General features: G+C 70.1%; 20 protein-coding genes. 11 read left to right on the top strand and 9 right to left on the bottom strand.

Annotated elements, in window-relative coordinates:
- Nucleotides 1-71 precede the first annotated feature (71 nt).
- The gene (locus JKJ07_RS51235; RefSeq protein WP_202994326.1) at nucleotides 72-839 is read left to right on the top strand and encodes a HEAT repeat domain-containing protein; all 768 of its coding nucleotides are present in this window, start codon (nucleotides 72-74) and stop codon (nucleotides 837-839) included.
- On the opposite strand, the gene JKJ07_RS25695 is transcribed toward JKJ07_RS51235, so the two are convergent.
- The 4 genes from JKJ07_RS25695 to chvE form a co-directional block, all read right to left on the bottom strand.
- Nucleotides 800-2410 carry an alpha-amylase family glycosyl hydrolase gene (locus tag JKJ07_RS25695; RefSeq protein ID WP_202994325.1) on the bottom strand — a complete coding sequence of 537 codons (1611 nt, stop codon included), beginning with the start codon at nucleotides 2408-2410 and terminating at the stop codon, nucleotides 800-802. The two genes, JKJ07_RS51235 and JKJ07_RS25695, sit on opposite strands and share 40 nt — an antisense overlap.
- A 76-nt stretch (nucleotides 2411-2486) precedes the next feature.
- On the bottom strand, nucleotides 2487-3719 hold the full coding sequence (mmsB, locus tag JKJ07_RS25690; protein WP_202994324.1) for a multiple monosaccharide ABC transporter permease: 1233 nt from the start codon (nucleotides 3717-3719) through the stop codon (nucleotides 2487-2489).
- The gene (gene mmsA / locus JKJ07_RS25685) at nucleotides 3716-5242 is read right to left on the bottom strand and encodes a multiple monosaccharide ABC transporter ATP-binding protein (protein ID WP_202994323.1); all 1527 of its coding nucleotides are present in this window, start codon (nucleotides 5240-5242) and stop codon (nucleotides 3716-3718) included. Before mmsA ends, mmsB begins: the two co-directional genes overlap by 4 nt.
- Nucleotides 5242-6369 (bottom strand): multiple monosaccharide ABC transporter substrate-binding protein, encoded by a 1128-nt coding sequence (chvE, locus tag JKJ07_RS25680; RefSeq protein ID WP_202994322.1) that lies wholly within the window; start codon nucleotides 6367-6369, stop codon nucleotides 5242-5244. The genes mmsA and chvE overlap by 1 nt, the downstream gene beginning before the upstream one ends.
- A gap of 163 nt (nucleotides 6370-6532) precedes the next feature.
- Here chvE and JKJ07_RS25675 point away from each other — a divergent pair, with 163 nt between their 5' ends.
- The gene (locus tag JKJ07_RS25675; protein ID WP_202994321.1) at nucleotides 6533-6946 is read left to right on the top strand and encodes a GNAT family N-acetyltransferase; all 414 of its coding nucleotides are present in this window, start codon (nucleotides 6533-6535) and stop codon (nucleotides 6944-6946) included.
- A 186-nt stretch (nucleotides 6947-7132) separates the two neighbouring features.
- Entirely contained in the window at nucleotides 7133-9385 is a 2253-nt protein-coding gene (locus JKJ07_RS25670) for a discoidin domain-containing protein (protein ID WP_202994320.1), read from the top strand.
- Nucleotides 9386-9444: 59 nt separating this feature from the next.
- Here JKJ07_RS25670 and JKJ07_RS25665 read toward each other — a convergent pair whose 3' ends face one another.
- Together JKJ07_RS25665 and JKJ07_RS25660 are read right to left on the bottom strand one after the other, a co-directional pair.
- The gene (locus JKJ07_RS25665) at nucleotides 9445-10923 is read right to left on the bottom strand and encodes a fatty acid desaturase (protein ID WP_202994319.1); all 1479 of its coding nucleotides are present in this window, start codon (nucleotides 10921-10923) and stop codon (nucleotides 9445-9447) included.
- A complete protein-coding gene (locus tag JKJ07_RS25660) occupies nucleotides 10923-12005 on the bottom strand; it encodes a type III polyketide synthase (protein WP_202994318.1) in 1083 nt (360 codons plus the stop codon). The genes JKJ07_RS25665 and JKJ07_RS25660 overlap by 1 nt, the downstream gene beginning before the upstream one ends.
- 118 nt (nucleotides 12006-12123) lie before the next feature.
- Here JKJ07_RS25660 and JKJ07_RS25655 point away from each other — a divergent pair, with 118 nt between their 5' ends.
- Nucleotides 12124-12957, top strand: a complete 834-nt coding sequence (locus JKJ07_RS25655; protein ID WP_202994317.1) for a sulfotransferase domain-containing protein — start codon at nucleotides 12124-12126, stop codon at nucleotides 12955-12957.
- Here the strand turns inward: JKJ07_RS25655 and JKJ07_RS25650 are convergent.
- Complete coding sequence (locus tag JKJ07_RS25650) at nucleotides 12947-13435, bottom strand: hypothetical protein (RefSeq protein ID WP_438871441.1); 489 nt, start codon at nucleotides 13433-13435, stop codon at nucleotides 12947-12949. The two genes, JKJ07_RS25655 and JKJ07_RS25650, sit on opposite strands and share 11 nt — an antisense overlap.
- Nucleotides 13436-14002: 567 nt before the next feature.
- Between JKJ07_RS25650 and ybiA the strand changes: the two genes are divergently transcribed.
- Nucleotides 14003-14572 carry a riboflavin biosynthesis intermediates N-glycosidase gene (gene ybiA, locus JKJ07_RS25645; protein ID WP_202994316.1) on the top strand — a complete coding sequence of 190 codons (570 nt, stop codon included), beginning with the start codon at nucleotides 14003-14005 and terminating at the stop codon, nucleotides 14570-14572.
- On the opposite strand, the gene JKJ07_RS25640 is transcribed toward ybiA, so the two are convergent.
- On the bottom strand, nucleotides 14554-15420 hold the full coding sequence (locus tag JKJ07_RS25640; protein ID WP_202994315.1) for an MEDS domain-containing protein: 867 nt from the start codon (nucleotides 15418-15420) through the stop codon (nucleotides 14554-14556). The genes ybiA and JKJ07_RS25640 overlap by 19 nt on opposite strands.
- Before the next feature lie 291 nt (nucleotides 15421-15711).
- On the opposite strand from JKJ07_RS25640, the gene JKJ07_RS25635 reads away from it, so the two are divergent.
- The 4 genes from JKJ07_RS25635 to JKJ07_RS25620 are packed head-to-tail and all read left to right on the top strand — an operon-like array spanning nucleotide 15712 to nucleotide 18751.
- Nucleotides 15712-16641, top strand: a complete 930-nt coding sequence (locus JKJ07_RS25635; RefSeq protein ID WP_202994314.1) for a glycosyltransferase family 2 protein — start codon at nucleotides 15712-15714, stop codon at nucleotides 16639-16641.
- A complete protein-coding gene (locus JKJ07_RS25630; protein ID WP_202994313.1) occupies nucleotides 16634-17731 on the top strand; it encodes a glycosyltransferase in 1098 nt (365 codons plus the stop codon). Before JKJ07_RS25635 ends, JKJ07_RS25630 begins: the two co-directional genes overlap by 8 nt.
- A gap of 23 nt (nucleotides 17732-17754) precedes the next feature.
- Entirely contained in the window at nucleotides 17755-18048 is a 294-nt protein-coding gene (locus JKJ07_RS25625; RefSeq protein ID WP_202994312.1) for a hypothetical protein, read from the top strand.
- Nucleotides 18049-18088: 40 nt separating this feature from the next.
- Nucleotides 18089-18751, top strand: coding sequence for a DUF4190 domain-containing protein (locus JKJ07_RS25620; protein ID WP_202994311.1), 663 nt, complete (start codon nucleotides 18089-18091; stop codon nucleotides 18749-18751).
- Between the two features lie 80 nt (nucleotides 18752-18831).
- Here JKJ07_RS25620 and JKJ07_RS25615 read toward each other — a convergent pair whose 3' ends face one another.
- The gene (locus JKJ07_RS25615) at nucleotides 18832-19470 is read right to left on the bottom strand and encodes a DUF4386 domain-containing protein (protein WP_202994310.1); all 639 of its coding nucleotides are present in this window, start codon (nucleotides 19468-19470) and stop codon (nucleotides 18832-18834) included.
- Nucleotides 19471-19747: 277 nt separating this feature from the next.
- Between JKJ07_RS25615 and JKJ07_RS25610 the strand changes: the two genes are divergently transcribed.
- The gene (locus tag JKJ07_RS25610) at nucleotides 19748-21076 is read left to right on the top strand and encodes a sensor histidine kinase (RefSeq protein ID WP_202994309.1); all 1329 of its coding nucleotides are present in this window, start codon (nucleotides 19748-19750) and stop codon (nucleotides 21074-21076) included.
- Nucleotides 21077-21102: 26 nt separating this feature from the next.
- Complete coding sequence (locus JKJ07_RS25605; RefSeq protein WP_307834404.1) at nucleotides 21103-21753, top strand: response regulator transcription factor; 651 nt, start codon at nucleotides 21103-21105, stop codon at nucleotides 21751-21753.
- Nucleotides 21754-21935 lie beyond the last annotated feature (182 nt).

The raw sequence follows: 21935 nt of genomic DNA, 5'->3' as shown, positions 1-21935 counted from the left end.
CCGATCGAGTGATGTCGGATGCGCGGCAGGCGCCGGCCAAAAGTGTCGTACGGGGACGGTAGGTTCTCCGCGTGCTCGAAACCCTCGATGACGTGCCCTGGTCCGACCTCCATCACGCTTCCGGCTCCGCCGAGGATGTGCCTGCTCGGCTGCGGTCGCTGCTGTCCGGCGACGCCGAGGTTCGCCGGCAGGCCCGCCGGGCGTGCCACGACAACCTCGTCCACCAAGGCCTGCGCTACGAGGCCAGTGCCCGAGCGGTGCCGTTCCTGCTCGAGATGCTGGACAGCCCGTCCACGCCGGAGCGTGCCGAGCTGATCGAGCTGCTGGTGGCCCTGGCGATCGGCGACGAGGAGTCCTGGCTGTCGCACGGTGCCGAGCCGGCCGGGCCCGAGGCGCGCGCTCATGAGACCGTCGGCCGCGGGGTGCCGCTGTTCGCCCGCCTGCTCGACGACGACGAGGCCGGCGTCCGCCGGATGGCCGCGTTCGCGCTCGGCTGGTTCCCGGCGAGCGCCGCCACCAGCGTGCCCGCGCTGGCCTGGGCGCTGCTCGACGCCGACGAGTCCGTGGCCGCGACCGCCGCGCTCTCGCTCGGCCTGGCCGGCGAGGTGCACCGGCTGGCCGTCGAGGCGCTCGGGGCGTCCTTCGCCGGCCCGCGGGTGCTCCTGCGTGGCGCGTCGGCCATCGGCCTGGCCCGGCTGCAGGGCCGCGACGTGCCGGCCCCCGTGGTCGACGAGCTGCGGCGCTGGGCGGCCGGGGGCGAGCCGACCGGGGTGCCGTTCGCCGGGGGCGATCTCTCCGGCTATGCCGCGTCGGCGCTGCGGGAGGTGAAGATGCCGTAGCCGAAACCGTCCAGCTTCACCTCGCCGTCCTGCACGGTCACGCCGGAGGTCCAGATCGGCTCGCCCGCGTCGACCGTCAGCGTGGCCGGCTCGCGGCGCGGGTTGAGCACGACCAGGTGGCTCTCCCCGCGCACGTAGGCGAGGGGGTAGCCCTCCGAGATTACTCGCGTCGACGCCCGGGTGCCGAGCGCCGGGGTGGCATTTCGCAGGGCGATCAGCTTGCGGACGAAGGCGAGGGTCGATTCCGGGTCGTGCTCCTGCGCGGCGACGGTCGGCCGGTCGGGCGCGGGGTCGATCGGCAGATAGAGCCGCGACGGGTCGGCGGTCGAGAAGCCCGCGTTGGGGCCGGCGTCCCACTGCATCGGGGTGCGGCATCCGGCCCGGTTGTAGCCCGGGTTGCAGATCGAGCCCTCCACGTTCGGCAGCCCCGGCAGGTAGCGCATGCCGATCTCGTCGCCGTAGTACAGGCACGGCACGTTGCCCCAGGTGAACAGGAAGATCAGCGCCGTGCCGAGCTGATCGGCGGTGCGCGGCCCGCAGCAGAGCCGGTCGAAGTCGTGATCGGCGGTGGCCAGGATGATCGGCCGGTCGGGGTGCCCGTCGCGGGCGGCGGCCCACGCGTCGAGGAACGGCCGGGTGCTGCCCTTGCCCTCGGCGTCGAAGAACGGCTCGCGCGGCTCCTGGAACGGCAGCCGCCCCGCGTACTGGTTGTTGAACAGGCTCGCGTGCGCGTCCTTGATCACGAGGAAGAAGTCGGCGTCGAAGGCGAGCGACCCACCCGTACGGGGCTCGCCGCCCTCGGGAATCAGCACCGCGTCCGGATAGCCGGCCTCGAGCCAGGCCCGCAGCTCGCGCCACAGCTCGACCGTCTCGGCGTACCCCTGGGTCAGCTCCTCGTCCTTGACCAGCGAGAACGCCATGTCGACGCGGAAACCGGCCACCCCCAGATCGAGCCAGTACGCGATGATGTCGCGCAGCGCCTGCCGGTTGCGCAGCGGCCCCGGGCCGTCGATAGGGTCGCGCCACGGCTCGTCCGGCCCGGCGCCGACCCAGCCGAAGTTGAGCGCGGGCTGCTCGTCGTAGAAGTTCTTCAGGTAATAGCCCTTGCGCGGCCCCGGCGACCGCACCCAGGCCGGCGTGCCCGGCATGTCGCGCGTCCACGACCGTACGGGAAGCTCCTCGCACCAGATGTAACGGTCGCCCTCGGGGGCCGGGCCGTCGGCCGCGAGCTCCTTCTGGAACCACGGGTGCTCGATCGACGTGTGCCCCGCCACCAGGTCGAGCAGGACGCGAATGCCCCGCTCACGCGCCTTGCCGACCAGCTCGGCGAGGTCGTCGTTGCTGCCGTAGCGGGGCGCGATGCTCAGGTAGTCGGAGACGTCGTAGCCCGCGTCGACGAACGGCGAGGCGAAGCACGGGTTGAACCAGATGACGTTCACCCCGAGCGACGCGATGTGGTGGAGCCGGTCGATCACCCCGCGCAGGTCGCCGATCCCGTCGCCGTTCGAGTCGGCGAACGACTGCGGATAGATCTCGTACATGACCGCGTCGGCCAGCCATTCACGCCCCATGCCGCCAGCTAACCACGGCGCCGGGTGATCCGCCGGGCGACGGGAGGCCCGGGCCGTGGCTCGGGCCTCCCGTCGGTCAGCGGCTGGCCCCGGCCCGCCGCTTGGTCCACACGTCGAAGGCGACCGCGGCCAGCAGCACGGCCCCCTTCACCAGCAGCACCTGCTCGCTGGGGGCGCCGATCAGGCTCATCCCGTTGTTGATCACACCCATGATCAGGCCGCCGGTGATCGCGCCGATCACCTTGCCGACCCCGCCCTGCACGGCCGCGCCGCCGATGAAGGCCGCCGCGATCGCGTCCAGCTCGAACTGGTCGCCGCCGGTCGGGTTGGCCTGGTTGAGCCGGCCCGCGAAGATGATGCCCGCAAGTGCGGACAGCACGCCCATGTTCACGAAGATCCAGAACACCACGGACTTGACCTTGACGCCGGACAGCGTCGCCGCCTGCAGGTTGCCGCCGACGGCGTAGATCTGCCGGCCGAAGACGGCCCGGTTGGTCAGCAGCGAGTAGCCGAGCACGAGCGCGGCCAGCAGCACCAGCACCCACGGCACGTTGCGGAACCGGGCCAGCTGCACGATCACGAACATCACCACGAACCCGGCCAGGGCGATCTTCAGGACGAACAGCGGGAACGGCTCGACGGCCTGCCCGTACCTGACCCGCCCGGCCCGCGAGCGCCATTGGGTCACCACGATGCCGGCCACCGCGGCCACCCCGAGCAGCAGCGAGACCAGGTCGGCCCCGCCGAGTGCGCCGAGCCCGATGTTGCCCAGATAGCCGTCGGTGAAGCCGTTCGAGAGCGTCCGCACCTCGTCCGGGAACGGCCCGATGCCACGGTTGCCGAGGATGTTGTAGGTGACCGCGCGGAACAGCAGCATGCCGGCCAGCGTGACGATGAACGCCGGGATCCCGAAGTACGCCACCCAGTAGCCCTGCCACGCGCCGATCGCCGCCCCCACGAGCAGCGTGATCAGCAGGGCCAGGGGCCACGGCACGTCGTGGTTGACCATCAGGACGGCCGCGACCGCGCCGGTGGCCGCCACGATCGAGCCCACCGACAGGTCGATGTGCCCCGCGATGATCACCAGGATCATGCCGATGGCCAGGATCAGGATGTACGAGTTCTGCACGATGATGTTGCTGATGTTCTGCGGGGCGAGCATGTCGCCGCCGGTGAGGATCGTGAACAGCAGCACGATCGCGGCGAACGCGATGTAGATGCCGCTCTGCCGCAGGTTGATCTGGAAACGGCGCGGGCCACGGGGGGCGAAACCGGAGAGCTCGCGCTGCTTGGCGGGGGCGATGCTCATCGCGGGGCCTCCTGGGTCATCAGGGTCATGAGCCCCTCCTGGGTGGCCTCGGCCCGCGGCACCTCACCGGTGATCCGCCCGGCCGAGAGGGTGTAGATGCGGTCGCACAGCCCGAGCAGCTCGGGCAGCTCGCTGGAGATCAGCAGCACCGCCTTGCCGTCGTCGGCCAGCTTGTTGATGATCGTGTAGATCTCGTACTTGGCGCCGACGTCGATGCCGCGGGTGGGCTCGTCGAGGATCAGCACGTCGGGATCGGTGAAGATCCACTTGGACAGCACGACCTTCTGCTGGTTGCCGCCGGAGAGCTTGCCGGTGATGCTCGAGACGCTCGGGGCCTTGATGTTCAGGCTCTTCCGGTACGACTCGGCGACCTTGTACTCCTCGTTGTCGTCGACCCAGCCCCGCCGCGCGAGCTTGCCCAGCCCCGCGGCGGAGACGTTGCGCTTGATGTCCTCGATCAGGTTGAGCCCGTAGCGTTTGCGGTCCTCGGTGGCGTACGCGATGCCGTGCCGGATGGCCTCGCGCACCGACCGCAACCGGATCTCCCGGCCGTCCTTGAAGATCCGCCCGCTGATCCCGGTGCCGTACGACCGGCCGAAGATGCTCATGGCCAGCTCGGTGCGCCCGGCCCCCATCAGCCCGGCCAGCCCGACGATCTCGCCGCGGCGCACGCTCAGGCTCGCACCCGACACGAGCAGCCGGCCGTGCTGGGTCGGGCTGTGCACGGTCCAGTCCTCGACCCGCAGGATCTCGTCGCCGATGCGCGGCTCGTGCGGCGGGAACCGGTGGTCGAGGTCGCGCCCGACCATGCCGCTGATGATCCTGTCCTCGGTCAGGCCCTCGGCGTCGAGCGTGGTGATCGTCCTGCCGTCGCGCAGGATCGTCACCCGGTCGGCGATCTCGAGCACCTCGTTCAGCTTGTGCGAGATGATCACGCAGGTGATGCCCTCGTCGCGCAGGCCGCGCAGCAGCCCGAGCAGGTGCGCCGAGTCCTCGTCGTTGAGCGCCGCGGTCGGCTCGTCGAGAATCAGCAGCTTGACCCGCTTGGACAGCGCCTTGGCGATCTCGACCAGCTGCTGCTTGCCGACGCCGAGGTCGAGCACCTGCGTGACCGGATTCTCGCGCAGGCCGACCCGGCCCATCAGCTCGGCCGCGGCCGCGTTCGTCTTGTTCCAGTCGATCAGGCCGCGCGTGGACTGCTCGTTGCCGAGGAAGATGTTCTCGGCGATCGACAGGTTGGGCGCGAGCGCGAGCTCCTGATGGATGATCACGATGCCGCGGTGCTCGCTGTCGCGGATGCCGCCGAACCGGCACTCCTGCCCGTCGAACTCGATCCGGCCGGTGTAGTCGCCGTGCGGGTAGACGCCGGAGAGCACCTTCATCAGGGTGCTCTTGCCGGCGCCGTTCTCCCCGCAGATCGCGTGGATCTCGCCGCGGAGCACCTCCAGATTGACGTCGTCCAGGGCCCGTACGCCCGGGAAGGTCTTGGAGATGCCCCGCATGCGCAGGATGGAATCCGTCATCACTTGAGCTGGGACTCGGTGTAGTAGCCGGAGTCGACGAGTTCCTTCTTGTAGTTGCTCTTGTCGACGATGACCGACTCGAGCAGCATCGACGGGACGACCTTCTTGCCGTTGTCGTAGTCGGTCGTGTTGTTCGTCTGCGGCGTCTGCCCCTTGAGCACGGCGTCGGCCATCGCGACCGTGGTCTTGGCCAGCTCGCGGGTGTCCTTGTAGATCGTCGAGTACTGCTCGCCGCGCAGGATCGACTTGACCGAGGCCTGCTCGGCGTCCTGCCCGGTGACGATCGGCCAGGGCTGCGCCGCCGTGCCGTAGCCGTTGCTCTTCAGCGCCGACAGAATGCCGATCGAGAGACCGTCGTACGGGGAAAGGACCCCGTCGACCTTGGAACCGGTGCGATAGGTGGAGGTCAGCAGGTCCTCCATCCGGTCCTGGGCCCGCTTGGCCTGCCACCGCAGGATCGCGACGGTCTTGAAGTCGGTCTGCTTGCTCTTCACGACCAGGGTGCCGTCGTCGATCTTCGGCTTGAGCACGCTCATGGCGCCGTTGAAGAAGAACGTGGCGTTGTTGTCGTCCGGCGAGCCCGCGAACAGCTCGATGTTGAACGGGCCCTTGGCGTCGCCCGCCGAGCCGTCCGGCTTGAGCACCTTGAGCCCGGTGAGCAGCGAGGTGGCCTGCTGCACGCCGACCTTGAAGTTGTCGAACGTGGCGTAGTAGTCGACGTTCGGGCTCTCGCGGATGAGCCGGTCGTACGCGATGACCGGGATGTTGGCGGCCTTCGCGTTCTCGAGCTGGGTGGTGATGGCGGTGCCGTCGATCGAGGCGATGATCAGCAGCTTGGCGCCCTTGGTGATCTGGTTGTCGAGCTGCTGGGTCTGCGTCGGGATCTTGTCCTCGGCGTATTGGAGGTCGACCTTGTAGCCGAGCGCCTCGAGCTGCTTCTGCAGGTTGTCACCGTCGCTGATCCACCGCTCGCTGGAGCGGGTGGGCATGGTGACACCGATCAGGGCGCCGGTGTTGTCGCCGGGAGCGGCTTGCTGGTCGACGGTCTTCTCACTGGAACCACATGCGGCCAGGGAGGCGGCGAGCACGGTGGCGGAAAGCACCGCGCCCATCCTGGACAGTCTCATGCGGAACTCCTTGGGGTGCGTCGGAGCGGGAGTGCGGTCGAGTGTGAACGGTCACACGAACGGGTGTCAACCGCCCCGAGCAACGTTGCCGTCATTTGGCCGTTACTTTGTTATCGATAACAGAAGCGTCTCGGATCCGGTCGGCGCGTGGTCTGCTGAGCCCATGACGATCACGGTGGTGCCCCGGTTCGAGGTCGACGACGAGGCGTTGAGCGGCCTGCACGCCCGGGCGTTCGGCGGCGACCCGGCGGTGGTGACGCCCTGGGCCGCCCGGCTGGCCCGGCACGCGCTGACGTGGGTCGGCGCCTTCGACGGATCCCGCCTGGCCGGCTTCGTCCAGGTGGCCTGGGACGGGGGCGCCCACGCGTTCCTGCTCGACACCGCGGTCGAGCCGGGGCTGCAGCACGGCGGCATCGGCACGGCGCTGGTGTCGGCCGCCGTCGCCGAGGCGCGCGCCGCGGGCTGCGAGTGGGTGCACGTCGACTTCGAGCCGCACTTGGCGCACTTCTATCGGGACCGTTGCGGCTTCGCGCCGACCGTGGCCGGCCTGCGGCACTTCCCGACTAATCAGACTTAAGGCGCGGCATAACAGTTTTCGCTGGTGGGGCGGCGAAAGGGCAGCCTTTGTTGCCGAATATTGACGAGCGGCAACACCACCGTAACAATCCGAGAAAGCGCTTCCCGGAGGCGCCGCACGGTCCCCCGTTCCCGCCACGCGTCTGTCCCCACGGCCGCGCGGCACCCCGGCCGACTAGGCAGGCACATGACATCCCCGACCCTGTCATCTCCATCGACACCCACCCGTAGACGCCGCGGACAGGTCGCGCTGAGCGCGGCCCTCGCCGTGGGCCTCGGCATCACCGTCGCCGCGGTCACCACCAGCGCCAGCGCCGCCGAGATCCCCGTCTCGCAGGGCAAGCCGGCCACCGCCTCGTCCGTCGAGAGCGCCGCCTTCCCCGCGTCGGCCGCGGTCGACGGCAACACCGGCACCCGCTGGTCCAGCACGTTCGCCGATCCCCAGTGGCTGCGGGTCGACCTGGGCAGCACCCAGTCGATCAGCCAGATCGTGCTCAACTGGGAGGCGGCGTACGCCTCGGCCTTCACCATTCAGACCTCCGCCAACGGCACCACCTGGACGAACATCACCCCGGTGACCACGGGCCAGGCCGGCGTGCAGACCCTCAACGTCTCCGGCAGCGGCCGGTACGTGCGGATGAACGGCACGACCCGGGCCACGCCGTACGGCTATTCGCTCTGGGAGTTCCAAGTCTTCGGCCCCACCACCCAGCCGCCCACCACTCCGCCTACGACCCCGCCCGGCCTGCCGACCTCCGACACCCCGGACCTCGGCCCGAACGTACGGATCTTCGACCCGTCGACCCCGGCGGCGACCATCCAGTCGGCCGTGGACTCGGCGTTCAACGCGCAGCTGCGCAGCCCGAGCGCCCAGTTCGGCACCCAGCGCCACGTGTTCCTGTTCAAGCCGGGCACGTACGGGCGGGTCTGGGCCAACGTCGGCTTCTACACCACGGTCGCCGGTCTCGGCCTCAACCCCGACGACGTGACGATCAACGGCGCGGTCAACGTCGACTCCGGTTGGAACTACGGCGACGAGAAGAACGCGACCCAGAACTTCTGGCGCAGCATGGAGAACCTGTCGATCGTGCCCGAGGGCGGCACCAACCGGTGGGCCGTCTCGCAGGCCGCGCCGATGCGCCGCGTGCACATCAAGGGCAACCTGACCCTGGCCCCCTCCAACCAGGACAACGGGCAGGGCTACTCCAGTGGCGGCTACCTGGCCGACTCCGTGGTCGACGGCGTCGTGTCCTCCGGCTCCCAGCAGCAGTGGTACACCCGGGACAGCCGGATCGCCCGCTGGGACGGCGGCGTCTGGAACATGGTCTTCTCCGGCGTGCAAGGCGCCCCGGGAAACGCTTTCCCGAACCCGCCGCACACGACCCTGGCCACCACCCCGGTCACGCGGGAGAAGCCCTTCCTGTACGTCGACAGCGCCGGCAAGTACAGCGTCTTCGTCCCCAGCCTGCGGCGTAACTCCGCCGGCGCGAGCTGGCCGAACACCGCCGGCACCTCGATTCCGATGCGCCAGTTCTACGTCGCCAAGCCCGGTGACAGCGCCGCCCGCATCAACCAGGCGCTCGCCCAGGGCCTCAACCTGTTCTTCACCCCGGGCACCTACCAGCTCAACGACACCATCCGGGTCACCCGGGCCAACACCGTCGTGACCGGGATCGGCTACCCGACGCTGATCCCGACCAACGGCAACGAGGCGCTGAACATCGCCGACGTCGACGGGGTCAAGGTCAGCGGCATCACGTTCGACGCCGGCACGGTCAACAGCCCGACCCTGATGAGCGTCGGCCGGGCCGGCGTCCACACCGACCACGCCGCCAACCCGATCAGCCTGCAGGACGTCTTCTTCCGGATCGGCAGCAGCGTCCAGGGCAAGGCCACCACCACGCTGGCCGTGCACAGCGACGACACGATCATCGACCACATCTGGGCCTGGCGGGCCGACCACGGCGGTGCCCCGACCGGCTGGACGGTCAACCCCGGCGACACCGGCCTCATCGTGAACGGCGACGACGTGCTCGCGACCGGCCTGTTCGTCGAGCACTACCAGAAGTACGAGGTCATCTGGAACGGCAACCGCGGCAAGACGATCTTCTTCCAGAACGAGAAGCCGTACGACGTGCCCAACCAGGCGGCCTGGATCGGGCCCCGTGGCAACGGCTACGCCGCCTACAAGGTGGCCGACAACGTGACCGACCACGAGCTCTGGGGCGGCGGCTCCTACGCCTACTTCAACGTCAACCCGGCCGTACGGGTGGACCGGGCCTTCGAGGTGCCCAACCGGGCCGGCGTGCGGCTCCGCAGCGTCCTCACCGTCTCCCTCGGCGACGTCGGCACCATCGCCAACGTCGTCAACGACACCGGCGGCTCCGTCCCCAACCCCGCCGGCAACACCGTCCCCCGCAACGTCGTCGCCTATCCGTAAACCCTGGAACTGACCCGGCGGCCACCAGTGCGATCAGCACCGGTGGCCGCCGGCTTTTGTCAGACTCCGACGCCGCGGAAGCCGTCGGCCGTGTAGCGGACGATCATCCCGAGCTGGCCGCCGCGGACCGGGCGCTCGACCGGGCCCGGCGGGATCGGCACCCCGCCCGCGGAGACGAGTGGTGTGGCTCCGGCCGGTGGCGAGGGTGGTGGCAACGCCTTCACGGGGCGGAACAGGTAGTGACGGATCACGGCGGGGAAGCGGTCGAACAGGAGGTTGCGCGGCCGTTCCCACGTGATGCCGGCTTGCTCGCTCACCGCCCGTACGGTGGCCTCGGTCTTGAGGTTGGCGAAGCCGGACGCCTGGTAGGGCAGCACGTGGTGCACCCGGTGCGGGCTCAGGCCGGCGCTCAGCCACAGGTCGATCCAGCGGTTGCCGACGATGGTCAGGTCATAGCTGAGGCAGATCTGGTTGGCCGCCCAATCGTCACGCAGGGCGACCGGGATCACCGACAGGTCGTCGGGTGCGTCGTCCTCGAAGTCGTGGCTCGAGACGACCAGGAACGTGTTGAACCACAGCGTCAGGAAGAACTGCACGAGCCACGCCAGCCAATGACCGGTCGCTACGCACGCGACGAGCTCGACGAGCAGCCACGCCCGGACGATCCAGAAGTCGGCGCGAATCGCTGCGTTGCCGCCCCGCTGCTCGAATCGCGCAATCTCGCGCGCTCGCATCGACAATCCGAGCAGGCAGATGCCCAGCTTGTGCAGCGTGTAGCCGGGAACGCGCAACAACGGATGCAACCTGAGCATGCCGTCGAAGAACGTCTTCTTGACGTCGGCGCCGGAGCCCATGTACGGGTGGTGCAGCAGCACGTGCCCGTCGGTGCCGATCAGGCTCGTGCCCACGTAGTTGATGTCGAACAGGGCCTTGCCGAGCGGCGTCTGCAGCCGCTTCTTGTCGTTCCAGCGGCGGTGCAGGTGATAGTGGCCGGCGCCGGCGAGCGCGGTGCGGGTGAGCACCATGACGATCACGAAGGCCCAGGCCGGGGCCAGCCCGCCGACGAACAGCCCGAGCATCGCCACGTGGGCCAGGCCGATCGCCCAGGTGACCAGGTCGAACCGGCGGTCCAGACGCTTGAGGTCGCGTTTGGCGAAGCGGGCGTTGACGGCCGTACGGATCTCGGCGAGAAGACTGCCCTCGTCGGCGTAGTTCAGCCGCGGCAGATCGCGCGCGGCGTCGAAATCGGGCTCGAGCAGGAACGGCGGCACCCCGAGCTTGGGCAGCACGTCGCGCTCGGTGAACCCCTCGATCTCGTACCGGGAAAGGAATTTCCGCAGCCGTACGGGGTCACGGTGGTAGGTGTGGATGAGCGCGCTGATGTCGCGGCCCTGACTGGGGCCGAACCACGTCGCGCCGCCCGGATGGATCCGGGCCCACTCGGTGAAGTCGTAGGCGCGGCCGTCGACGATCCAGAACGGACGCCCCTCCGGCAGCACCGTGCCGGTGTGGGGTGAGCTGCGCACGTCGTCGGTCATCAGCGTTCCTTCCCCGCGGCGGCGAACTCGATCAGCGCCGTCTCGATCTGCGCGCCCGGCCCCATCGTGATCATCACGCCGCGCTCGCCGGGCCGGGCCGACCCCTCGTCGAGCAGGCGCTCCAGGCTGACCAGGAAACTGCCGCTGGAGATGTTGCCGAAGTCGCGGAGCACCGACCGGGTGTGCCGGACGGCGTGCTCGGTCAGGCCGAGGCTGCGCCGCGCGCTGTCGATCACCGCTCCGCCGCCGGTGTGCAGCACCCAATGACTGATCGATTCCGGTCGCAGGCCATTTCGCTCCAGCAATCGGCTCACCGGCTCGACCAGATTGGCGCCGATCACATAGGGAATGTCGCGGTCGAGATAGAAGCTCCACTTCCCCGCGTCGTCGTTCCAGTCGAAGCGCATGGCGTCCCACCGGCCGGGCAGGCAGAAGCTTTCAAAATCGCGCACGTACGGCCCTTCGGCGGTTTCGCTCGCGATCACAGCGGCCGCCGCACCGTCGCCGAAGAGGCTGTTGACTATTCCGGTACGCGCGGTTTCGTCGCGAACGTACATGGCCGAATTGATTTCGCAGCAGACGAGAAGAGCAACCCTCCCCGGATGGGTGCGCACCCATTGCACGAGCGCGTTGAGTCCGTTGAGGCCGGCGTTGCAGCCCATGCCGACGACGTCGGTGCGCACGAGATCGGTCCGGAAGCCGAGCTCGCGGGAGAAGAGCGAACTGACCCCCGGCACGAGGAAGCCGGTGGAGGTGACGCAGAGCAGATTTCCCACGTCGGACGGGGTGAGGGCCGCGGCCTTGAGCGCGGCGGCGATCGCCCGGCCGCCGATCTCGAGGGCGCCGTGGCGGAACTTGGCGTGCAGCTCGGCGGGCGTCTCGTCGGGGACGCGGCCGGTGACCGGGTCGGGCGGCGGCAGAAACAGCCGGCGCGTGCGGATGTGCGGGGCGGCGAGCAGTTTGCGGGCCACCCGATGCTCGAGACCGAGCAGCCGGCCCACCTCGTCCTGCGAATACGACGCGTCCGGAAAGGCGCTGCCGACCGAGACGATCGCCGCATCACCAGAACCAATATTGATCATTTAAGCGCCCCCGCTTGATTGGTCCGCCAGGGACGCTATCGGATTCCGCGCGGGCGCGCTGTCCCACCTTTCATACGGGCATTTTTCCGGATTATTGGCCGCCTGCTAATCTCCGGGCGTGCCGCGCTACGTCACTTCCGAAGAGGACAGCGCCCGCTGGCTGGGATTCCGTTTCCGCCCCGGCGACATCGTGATCAGCACTCGCCGCCGCACGGGCACGACCTGGCTGCAAATGATCTGTGGTCTGCTGATCTTCCAGACCCCCGAACTGCCCGCGCCGCTGTGGCACCTCTCCCCCTGGCTGGACCACCAGGTCGAGCCGGCCGCCCTGATGCACGCCCGGCTCGACGCGCAGCCGCACCGCCGCTTCATCAAGACCCACACACCTCTAGAGGCTTTGCCGTACGACCCCCGGGTGACCTATGTGGTGAGCGGGCGGCACCCCCTCGACACATACGTCTCGCTCTGTCACCACTGGTCCAACCTGCACGGCACGCCCCCGGTCGACCTGCGGGCCGCCCTGCTGCGCTGGCTCACCACCGACGACGACAGCACCGAGTCGCTGCCCGCGATGCTGCACCACGCCACCGACGCCTGGCAGCGCATCTGGCTGCCGAACGTAGTGCTCATCCACTACGACGACCTGACCGCCGACCTGCCCGGCCGGATGCGCTACCTGGCCGCCCGTCTCGGCATCACCGTCCCCGAACCGCTGCGGCCCGTCCTCACCTCATCGGCCACCCTGAACGGCATGCGGGCCCGCGCCACCCAGCTGGTCCCCGCCTTCTTCCGGGACCCGCGCTCGTTCTTCCCCCGCGGCACCCCTGGCGCCGGCACCGAGCTGCTCACCCCACCCGAGCTGGCCACCTACCACGCCCGAGCCGCCACCCTGGCCCCACCCGACGTCCTGACCTGGCTCCACGGCCACCACTCAACCACCGTCACCGAGTAGCCAACGGTTCGACCGACCTCTCCGCGAGCGCCGCCCGTAGCTTCTCCGCCCCCATCCGGATCAGAGTCCCGTAGTCGTCGTCGGGCAACAGGTCGAGATGCTCGAGCGCGGACGCCAGATGGACACCCGCTGTATCGAAGTGACCGGAGCGGCGGTGCGCGTCAGCCAGATTGAGCTGTAGTGACGGCAGCAACGCCCGTACCTGCCAGGCGGCGTCGTAGCTTCGGGCACGCTCGTCGGTGAGCGCGGTCGCCTCGGCCAAGGCACGCTTGTCCCACATCAGCTCATCGGCCACGGTCTCCTGCAGGTCGGCCGCATAGTGCGCGACGCTGCACCGATGCAGCGGGTCGGCGCTGCCTTCCCACAGCCGGGCCAGGGCCTGCCGCGCCCCGGCTCGATCACCGGCTCTCCCCTGCTCGACCGCGGCCGCGATCGCCGCCATCACGCCGTCGACGTCAGTCCTCGGGGACTCGGTCACATCTCACTCCAGCCAGTTGCGCCAACACGACGCCCGCGACCCTGCCCCCTCGACCAGCTCGAGAGTCAATCCGACCAGAACTGCCACGTCGGGGCTTCGACGGGTCTTTCCGCGTACGCCGGCAGCGGGCTCACCCCGGTGAGAGACGTTGCCGGGGCTGAGGGCGAAATGCTCGGCCGCCACACGCAGGGCCTCGGGTCGGTGGTGGATGGGCGGCGGGGCCGAAACCCGCAGCGCCGCCCCAGAGCCCGGTAGCGGGTGGGTCGTCGCTCGTCCACAGCACCGGGGCGCCGGCGTTGCTCAGCTTCGGGCCGCCCGGAGGCAGCTGACCGGCGAGGCCCGGCGGCAGGGGAAGGCTCATTGGGCCGCCCGTCTGATCGCGGCGGCCGCGGCCGCGCGCAATCTCGCTCGCCGGGCCCGGCGCGCACGCAGAGCGGCGGGCACCACGGGCGGGGAGACGGGACGAGTGACGGGCTTCGGGTCGGTCTTCATGGCCGAGAACCTAGCCTCCAGGTCTGACAAAAATGGGGAGGCCGGGAGGGCCGGAAGTGAGGCACACTCGCGGGCATGTCTGTCATGGCCCGCAGCGTCGACGACCTGTCCGAGTACGCCGCCCGCAACCGGGTGAAGTATCTGTTCTTCTGGGGTCACCAGGCCGAACGTGACGGGAGCGCGGGCGCCGGGTGCCTGAGTCAGTGGTGGCCGTCCCGGTTCACCACCGAGGGCCACAGCTTCGCCAGCGCCGAGCATTACATGATGTGGCGCAAGGCCGTCCTGTTCGGCGACGAGGCGATGGCCGAGCGCATTCTGGTGGCGCCGCACCCGAAGGTCGCGAAGGCGCTGGGCGGGCGCGTCGAGCACTTCCGGCAGGAGGAGTGGGACGCGCACCGCTACGAGATCGTCGTCGCGGGCAACCTGGCCAAGTTCGGGCAGGACGACGAGCTGCGCGACTATCTGCTGACGACCGGCGAGCGGGTGCTGGTCGAGGCGAGCCCGCTCGACCGCATCTGGGGCATCGGGCTCGGCCGCGACGATCCGCGGGCGGCCGATCCGCGCCGGTGGCGGGGCACCAACCTGCTCGGGTTCGCGCTCATGGACGTACGGGAAAGCCTGCGGCATCAGTCCTCGGCGGGGTAGCCCGACGTCACGAGCAGGCCCGGAATCTGCTCGGCGCCGTGGAAGAACAGGAGGCGGACCAGCACGGGTGAGCAGCCCACGACGTGCATGCGGCCCAGGGTGGCGGCGGCGTTGAGCAGCACCCGGGCCGCGGCGGTGTCGGCGAAGCGGAGCGCGGTGACGTCGAGCGTGACGACCGGCTCGCAGTCGCGGGTCAGGAACACCTCTTCGATCATCGACCGGAGCGCGTGCCGGTTCGACATGTCGGCCTCGCCGGCGAGCCACAACCCGTACGGCTGGTCGGTCCGCCGGATCCGCAGCGAGGTCTCGGGGTCGAACGGCAGCAGCGGCCCGGCCGCCCCGGGGTGCGCGAGCGCGAGCCGCCGCAGGTGCACAGGGTCGAAAAGCCTTCGGTCGTACGCGCAGACGCCCATCACGTAGCCGTCGGCGAACACGGTGTTGCATCTCGCCTCGTACCAGTCCAGCCGCTCGCTCCCCGGCACCTGCCCCTGCGCCCAGTTCATCTCGCCGACCACGCGCAGGCCCCGGTAGCCCTCGGCCCGGCTCCGGGCCTTCTCGACCTGCCAGTGCGCGAGGGTGCCCTCGGGGTCGAAGGAGCCGCCGGCCAGATAGCTGCCCTCGGGGGTCGCCGCGGTCAACTGCCCGGAGTCGAGGGCCGGCCGGATCTCGGCGCCGCGGCGGGCGAGCGCGGACAGGATCGTCTCCGGGGCGGCGCCGGAATAGACGACCTTGTGCTTCGCCAGCAGCCCTTCGTGCAGGACGGCGGCAATTTCGTCCCGCCGGACGTCGTCGTCGTCGACCGTCCAGCAGACGTGGTCCCCGAGCTCGAGGCGATCGAGCAGCGCCACGGCCCTCCCCTTTTCGCATGCGCCACTTGCCGCGCGGCCCGACTCACCTCCGCGCAAGGCGCCGTTCACCGTACGCTCCGAAGCGCTTCCGCCGCGTTACCTCGGACGAGTGACTTCGCCCCCGGAGCCAAGACACCTGGCGTTCACCTGCGGCGGCCCGGGACCGCGCCTGCACATTGCTGGTTCGCCTGCGCGTCGGGTTTCATTCACCGCCTCGCCGCCGGGGCCTCCTATTCTGCGGCGCAGTCATCGCACAAAAGCCCGGCAAAACGGTAAGCAGGTAACCAACACATGGACGTCAGCGTCGTCATTCCGACGTGCAACCGCCCGGAGCTGGCCACCCGCGCGGTGCACAGCGCGCTCGGGCAGACGCATCGCAGCCTCGAGGTCATCGTCGTGATCGACGGGCCGGACGACGCGACCGTCAGCGCGCTCAAGGAGATCGACGACGACCGGCTCCGGGTGCTCGTGCTGCCCGAGCGCGGCAAGGCGCCGAATGCCCGCAACCAGGGCGTCAAGGCGGCCGAGGGGCAGTGGGTGGCGCTGCTCGACGACGACGACGAGTGGATGCCCACCAAGATCGAGGCGCAGCTCGCGCTGGCGGCCACGGCGACCAAGGCGTCCCCGATCGTCGCCACCCGCATGATCAGCCGGACGCCGCGCTCCGACACCGTGATGCCGCGCCGGCTGCCCGAGCCCGGCGAGCCGCTCAGCGAATACTTGACCGTACGGCGGGGGCTGTTCTACGGCGACGGCTTCATCCAGACGTCCACGATCATGGCGCCGACCGAGCTGCTGCGCCGCGTCCCGTTCACCGTGGGGCTGCGCCGCCAGCAAGAGCTCGACTGGACGTTGCGCGCGCTGCAGCACGACGACGTGGAGCTGCTGTATGCGGCCGACGCGCTCGTGCTCTGGCACCAGGACGAGAACCGCGAGCGGATCAGCCTGCAGAACCCGTGGGAGGAGCAACTCGCCTGGGTTCGCGAGAGCCGCCACCTCTTCACGCCGCGGGCGTACGCTGCCGTCACGATGAGCGTGATCAGTTCGATGGCCGCCCCGACGCGCAGCCCCAAGGTCTTTCGTGAGCTGCTGAGCGAGGCGCGCACCCACGGCCGCCCGGGCGCGCTGGATTACGTCACTTTCCTGCAGATCTGGGCCCTGCCGCCCAACGTCCGTCACCGCGTACGGGATCTGGTTGTGGGAAAGAAGGCCCATGCCTAGGGTCGCCGTCTGGCGCAGCGCGATGCTCTCGGCCTCCGAGACGTTCATCCGCAACCAGGCCGACTCGCTGGGCCGCTGGGAACCGGTGTATCTCGGCGCGACGAAGACCGAGTCGACGCTCGCCCGCGACACCGACATCACGCTGTTCCGCGCGCAACGGGACAACGACTTCCTGCGCCTGCGGTTGCTCGGCAGCTCCCCCGTGCTCCGGCGGGCACTGACCGACCTCGAGCCGGATCTGGTGCACGCGCACTTCGGCGGCGACGGCTGGCTGGTCAGCGGCGAGGCCGCCCGGGCCGGGATCCCGCTGATCGTCACGCTGCACGGCCATGACGTCACGCGGCAGCCGCAGAGCACCGGCGCGAAAGGTGTGCGGTATCGGCGCAACTTGCGCACGGTGTTCACACGGGCGGCCGAGCTGATCGCGGTCTCTGAAGTCATCCGGCAACGCGCGATCGGCTGGGGTGCCGACCCGGCCAAGGTGCGCGTGCACCACACCGGCGTGCCGATCCCGGCCTCGGTGCCCGGCGGCCCCAAGCGCTGGGACGTGGCGTTCGTCGGCCGTTTCGTCGAGAAGAAGGGCGCCGACGACCTGCTGGCCGCGCTGGCCACCCTCGACGCGCCCAAGGCCCTGTTCATCGGGGACGGGCCGCGGCTCGACGAGATGCGCGAATATGCTCGTTCGCTGCGCGTCGATGCGACGTTCCTGGGCGCGCGGCCCGCCGACGAGGTGTATCGGCTGCTCGGCGAGTCGCGTTTGCTGGCCGCCCCGTCCCGTACGGCGGCCGACGGCGACAGCGAGGGCCTGCCGACCACGATCGTCGAGGCGATGGCGCTGGGCCTGCCCGTGGTCTCGACCCGGCACAGCGGCATCCCCGAGGCGGTCGAGGACGGAACGACGGGTCTGCTGGGCGCCGAGAGCGACCGGGAGGCGCTCGCCGCCAACCTGCGCAAACTTCTCGACGATCAAAACCTGCAAGCGTCCTTCGGTACGGCGGCACGGGCCCGCGCGGAGGCCGAGTTCGACGTCGTGAAGCAGAGCCACCGCCTCGAGGACGTGTACGACTCCGTCGTGGGGCGGCGCGGCTAGCGAGTCTTATGTAGGGTGCGCCGGTGGAGCGTCGGCGCAACGGGACGAACGGCTATTCGATCGCCGCGCTCATCCTCGCGTTCGTCGGGCTCGGGCTGCCGCTGAGCATCGTGGCCGGGGTCATCGGCCTGATCCAGAGCCGGCGCGACGGCGATCGGCTCGGCCGGGATCTGGCCGAAGTGGCGCTGGGCATCTGCGCCCTGTGGATCGCCGGAATCGCGGCGTTCGTGGCCTTCGCGGGCGAACCCGACGGCACCGATCGAGGGGGTTCTTCCTTTTCCCCGTACGACATCACGACGTCATCGGTCCGCGACTGACGGGGCAACGAATCCAGGTCCGTTTATGTAGGGTTCGGCGGTGAATCAGCAGAACTACCCAGCGCCCCCGTTCGTCCCGCCGCCGCCGACGAGGCCGCCCTGGAACGGCAAGACGAACGGCTTCTCGATCGCGGCGCTCACCCTGTCGCTGTTCGGCTGCACGGGTCTGCTCAGCATCGTGTTCGGTTTCATCGGGCTGACCCAGAGCCGGCGCAACGGCGACAAGCGCGGCCGGATCTTCGCCATCATCGCGCTGAGCATCTGCGCACTCTGGATCACCGCCATCGCCACGGCCATCGTCGTGGCCGTCGTCCGGGACGCGGCCGACGGCCCCGACCGCGACGCCACCGGCGCGATCCGCGGCGAACGGACGATCAGGCTGGCCGACCTGCGCGCCGGCGACTGCGCGAAGGACCTGGAGGACCAGCGCGGCTCCCGGGTCGACGTGCTGCCCTGCACGTCGGCCCACAGCAGCGAGGTTTTCGCGACTTTCGAGCTGCCCGCCGCCGGCGACACCCAGGAAGCGGCCGAGGCCGGGTGCGAGCAACGCTTCGCGGCGTACGCGGGCAAGAAGCGGCCGGACGGCGCGCCCTACTTCCTGTTCACCGCACGCCTGTCCGACGTGACCACCACAACCGGCCACGGCGTCCTCTGCTTCGCCCACCAGCTGCACGGCACCACCACCACTTCGATTCGCAAGTGACCGCTCCCTGAGCGCACGCGCAGCTGCCGCCATGAACGCGCGAACGCGACCGAGTGACCCTGAGCGAATGCGCAACAGGTTCACGACGCGGAGGCGGGTTCGATCGGAGACTGCTCGAAGATGCGCGAAGGTGTGCGGAATCCGTGGACGGCGAGCCAGCCACCCAGGACGAGCTCGTTGAGGCCGAGCGGGAGGCCGTAGAAGACCATGTCCAGGCTGCCGCCGCCCAGGCCGCCGACGTCGGCCAGCGCACCGGCGAGCAGGATGACCAGGCCGGCCAGGCCCCACCAGACGAGCCAGCGCGGCACCGCGCGGTGCTTGTGGAGCAGCGGATAGATGGTGGCGGCGCTGGCCGAGAAGGCGAAGATGGCCATGATCTGCGCCTGGTAGCGCTGGTCGAGCCATGCCTCGCGCAGTTCTCCGCTCAGCCCGAGGGCGGTCAGGGTGCTCACGATGATGAGCGCGTTGACCGCCGCCTCGAAGATGCGGGAGCTCAGGTGACCGGCCGCGAGCGCCGGGCTGTGGTGGCGGAACGTCGCCCAGACCACCGCCCCGATCCCGAGCACGGCGACCCCGCAGAGCATTTCGAGCAGTTCGCCGGCCAGGCTGGGCCCGCGGCCGAGGCCGGCCTCGGCGAGCTCGCTGCCGATGCCGTTGCAGAGGAGGGCGGCCAGGTAGAAGAGGCCGACGACACGTCCGGCCCGTCGAAAATCAGTCATGCCGGTCAGAGTGGGCGTCCGTACCGGCACGGCGCTTCGGACGCGAGTCGGCGTACGGGGCTCCTACCTTGGTCGGATGCCCGCCCCGGCCCGGCGGCCCTAGCGACTGTTTCGTGGCTGGGGTGGGTGCGAGGCCGGGTCCAGATTTCGTCTGGTGGTGGCCCGTGGAAGCCCGGCTCCCGGGGTTGGAACCGGGCTTTCGCGGGACGCCGCCAGGCGGGATCTGGGCCCTGCCGCAGCCCCGCCACAGCCACGAAACAGGCGCTAAGGTGTCGGCATGTCCCCCGACGCGCCGCCGTCCGAGCGGGACGCACCGCGGTGGGCCGGGCGCGTCGAGGTGCTGCCGGCTCGGGTGGTCGACGTCGGTCTGGGTGCGCTGGCCGTGGTCGGAGTCGGGCTGGCGGCCCTCGACGGCGTCGATGCCGGGCTCGGCGCAGGGTTGCTCGCGGCCGAGATCGCGGGCGGGGTGCTGAGCGTCCTCGCGTTGCCGTTGCGGCGTTCCCGTCCCGTGGTGTTCGCGGCTGTCACCGGGGTGTTGAGTGTTTGCTCGTTGGGCGCGGCGATCGTCTCGCTCATCGCGTTGTGCACTGTGGCCGCCCGCCGCCGCCTTCCGGTCGCGCTGGGCGTGGTGGCGAGCTATGCCGTTCTGGCCGGGGTTTCGGTTCCCGTACGGCCGGACATGTCCCATCCCGACCGGACAACCGTGGTCATCGGGGTGCTGGCGGTCGCGGTCGTGCTCGCGTGGGGCATGTATGTGCGCACCCGTCACGACCTGCTCGCGTCGTTGCGGGAGCGAGCCGAACACGCCGAGGCCGACCAGGAACGCCGCTTCGCGCAGGCCCGCCAGGCCGAACGCGCACGCATCGCGCATGAGATGCACGACGTGCTCGCCCACCGGATCTCGCTGCTGAGCCTGCACGCGGGCGCCCTGCAGCTGCGCCCGGACACGCCACCGGAGAAGATCGCCCAGGCCGCCGGGGTGATCCGGGACAGCGCGCATCAGGTGCTCGAAGACGTCCGCGAGGTGCTCGGAGTGCTGCGCCCGGATGCCGTGTCCGCACCGGCGCCGTCGTCCGCGCGAGAAGCGACATCGCCAAGCGGGCAGGAATCGTTTGATGGCTGGCCTGGTGGCACGGGGACCCCGGAGCCGCCTCAGCCTGATCTCCGGATGCTGCCGGCTCTCGTCGAGGAGTCTCGGCTGGCCGACATGAGCGTCGCGTTGCGGTTCGAGGTGCGTGGGGCGGACGCGGTTCCGGGCACGATCGGACGCGCGGTCTATCGAATCGTGCAGGAAGCGCTGACGAACGTGCGCAAACACGCACCCGGGCAGCCCGCGACGGTCACCGTCGATGGCGCTCAGGGACTGGGTTTGACGGTGACGGTCACCAATGCGGTGGCGACCGCCGGTGGGAGCGCAGCAGGCGGGGGTGGCGGTGTGCGGGCTGAAGCGGGAGATCACGGCGAGCCGGGGCGGGTGGGCGGCGGCGTTCCGGGGAGCGGGCTAGGGCTGATCGGGATGTCGGAGCGCGCGGCCGTTGCGGGTGGACGGCTGGAATACGGGTCGATTGAGGGCAGCTTCCGGCTCAGTGCATGGCTCCCGTGGTGAGCCTGTCGCGCGTGGATGGTGGCCTGGTGATTCGGATTCTGGTGGTTGACGACGATCCGCTGGTGCGGGCCGGATTGGGGCTGCTGCTCGATGAGCCGGGGGTGATGGGGGTCGTCGGCGAGGCGGGCGACGGCGGCGACGTGGGGGCGGCCGTGGCGGCTTGTTCGCCCGACGTGGTGCTCATGGACGTCCGGATGCCGACGGTGGATGGGCTCACCGCCACGGAAGCGTTGCGGCGACTGCCGAATCCGCCGGAGGTGGTGGTGCTCACGGCGTTCCATGTGGACGAATATGTGCTGCGGGCGCTTCGGGCCGGGGCGGCCGGGTTCCTGCTCAAGGACAGCGCGCCCGAGGAGATCGTCCGGGCCGTGCAACGGGTGGCGGCGGGGGAACCGTTCCTCTCCCCGGCGGTGCTGCGGCAGGTGCTCGCGCACGTCGGCGGGCCGGGCGGGGACGGCCGGCGGCAACACGCGCGGAACGTCCTGGGGCGGCTCACCCCGCGGGAACAGGCGGTGGCCGTCGCGGTCGGGCAGGGCCGGAGCAACGCGGAGATCGCGGCCGGCCTGTTCCTGAGCCTGGCCACCGTCAAGCAGCACGTATCGAGCGCGCTGCTGAAGCTCGGCCTCAACAACCGCACCCAGCTGGCCCTGTTGGCCCACGACGCGGACCTGGTCTGACCGCGTCACCTCGCCCCGGGACGCGGCGCACGCCCGGTAAGCCACGCCGCACCGACACCTGCCTCGGCCGCGGACGCCGCTGGGTCAGAGGCCGCGGGTGTGAGGCACGGCCGAAAGACGGCCCACTTGCCGACACGGGGTCAGTGGCCCAGGTGGGCGACGACCGAACGGACGGCCCGCTT

It is taken from the genome of Paractinoplanes lichenicola (genome assembly GCF_016785085.1).
Taxonomy (GTDB): Bacteria; Actinomycetota; Actinomycetes; order Mycobacteriales; family Micromonosporaceae; genus Actinoplanes; species Actinoplanes lichenicola.
This window is presented reverse-complemented; position numbering and strand designations above follow the sequence as displayed.

Excerpts from the sequence above, each read along its gene's own strand:
- JKJ07_RS25695 (WP_202994325.1), bottom strand. The coding sequence starts at position 2,410 with ATGGGGCGTGAATGGCTGGCCGACGCGGTCATGTACGAGATCTATCCG.
- mmsB (WP_202994324.1), bottom strand. The coding sequence starts at position 3,719 with ATGAGCATCGCCCCCGCCAAGCAGCGCGAGCTCTCCGGTTTCGCCCCC.
- mmsA (WP_202994323.1), bottom strand. The coding sequence starts at position 5,242 with ATGACGGATTCCATCCTGCGCATGCGGGGCATCTCCAAGACCTTCCCG.
- chvE (WP_202994322.1), bottom strand. The coding sequence starts at position 6,369 with ATGAGACTGTCCAGGATGGGCGCGGTGCTTTCCGCCACCGTGCTCGCC.
- JKJ07_RS25675 (WP_202994321.1), top strand. The coding sequence starts at position 6,533 with ATGACGATCACGGTGGTGCCCCGGTTCGAGGTCGACGACGAGGCGTTG.
- JKJ07_RS25670 (WP_202994320.1), top strand. The coding sequence starts at position 7,133 with ATGACATCCCCGACCCTGTCATCTCCATCGACACCCACCCGTAGACGC.
- JKJ07_RS25665 (WP_202994319.1), bottom strand. The coding sequence starts at position 10,923 with ATGACCGACGACGTGCGCAGCTCACCCCACACCGGCACGGTGCTGCCG.
- JKJ07_RS25660 (WP_202994318.1), bottom strand. The coding sequence starts at position 12,005 with ATGATCAATATTGGTTCTGGTGATGCGGCGATCGTCTCGGTCGGCAGC.
- ybiA (WP_202994316.1), top strand. The coding sequence starts at position 14,003 with ATGTCTGTCATGGCCCGCAGCGTCGACGACCTGTCCGAGTACGCCGCC.
- JKJ07_RS25635 (WP_202994314.1), top strand. The coding sequence starts at position 15,712 with ATGGACGTCAGCGTCGTCATTCCGACGTGCAACCGCCCGGAGCTGGCC.
- JKJ07_RS25630 (WP_202994313.1), top strand. The coding sequence starts at position 16,634 with ATGCCTAGGGTCGCCGTCTGGCGCAGCGCGATGCTCTCGGCCTCCGAG.
- JKJ07_RS25615 (WP_202994310.1), bottom strand. The coding sequence starts at position 19,470 with ATGACTGATTTTCGACGGGCCGGACGTGTCGTCGGCCTCTTCTACCTG.
- JKJ07_RS25610 (WP_202994309.1), top strand. The coding sequence starts at position 19,748 with ATGTCCCCCGACGCGCCGCCGTCCGAGCGGGACGCACCGCGGTGGGCC.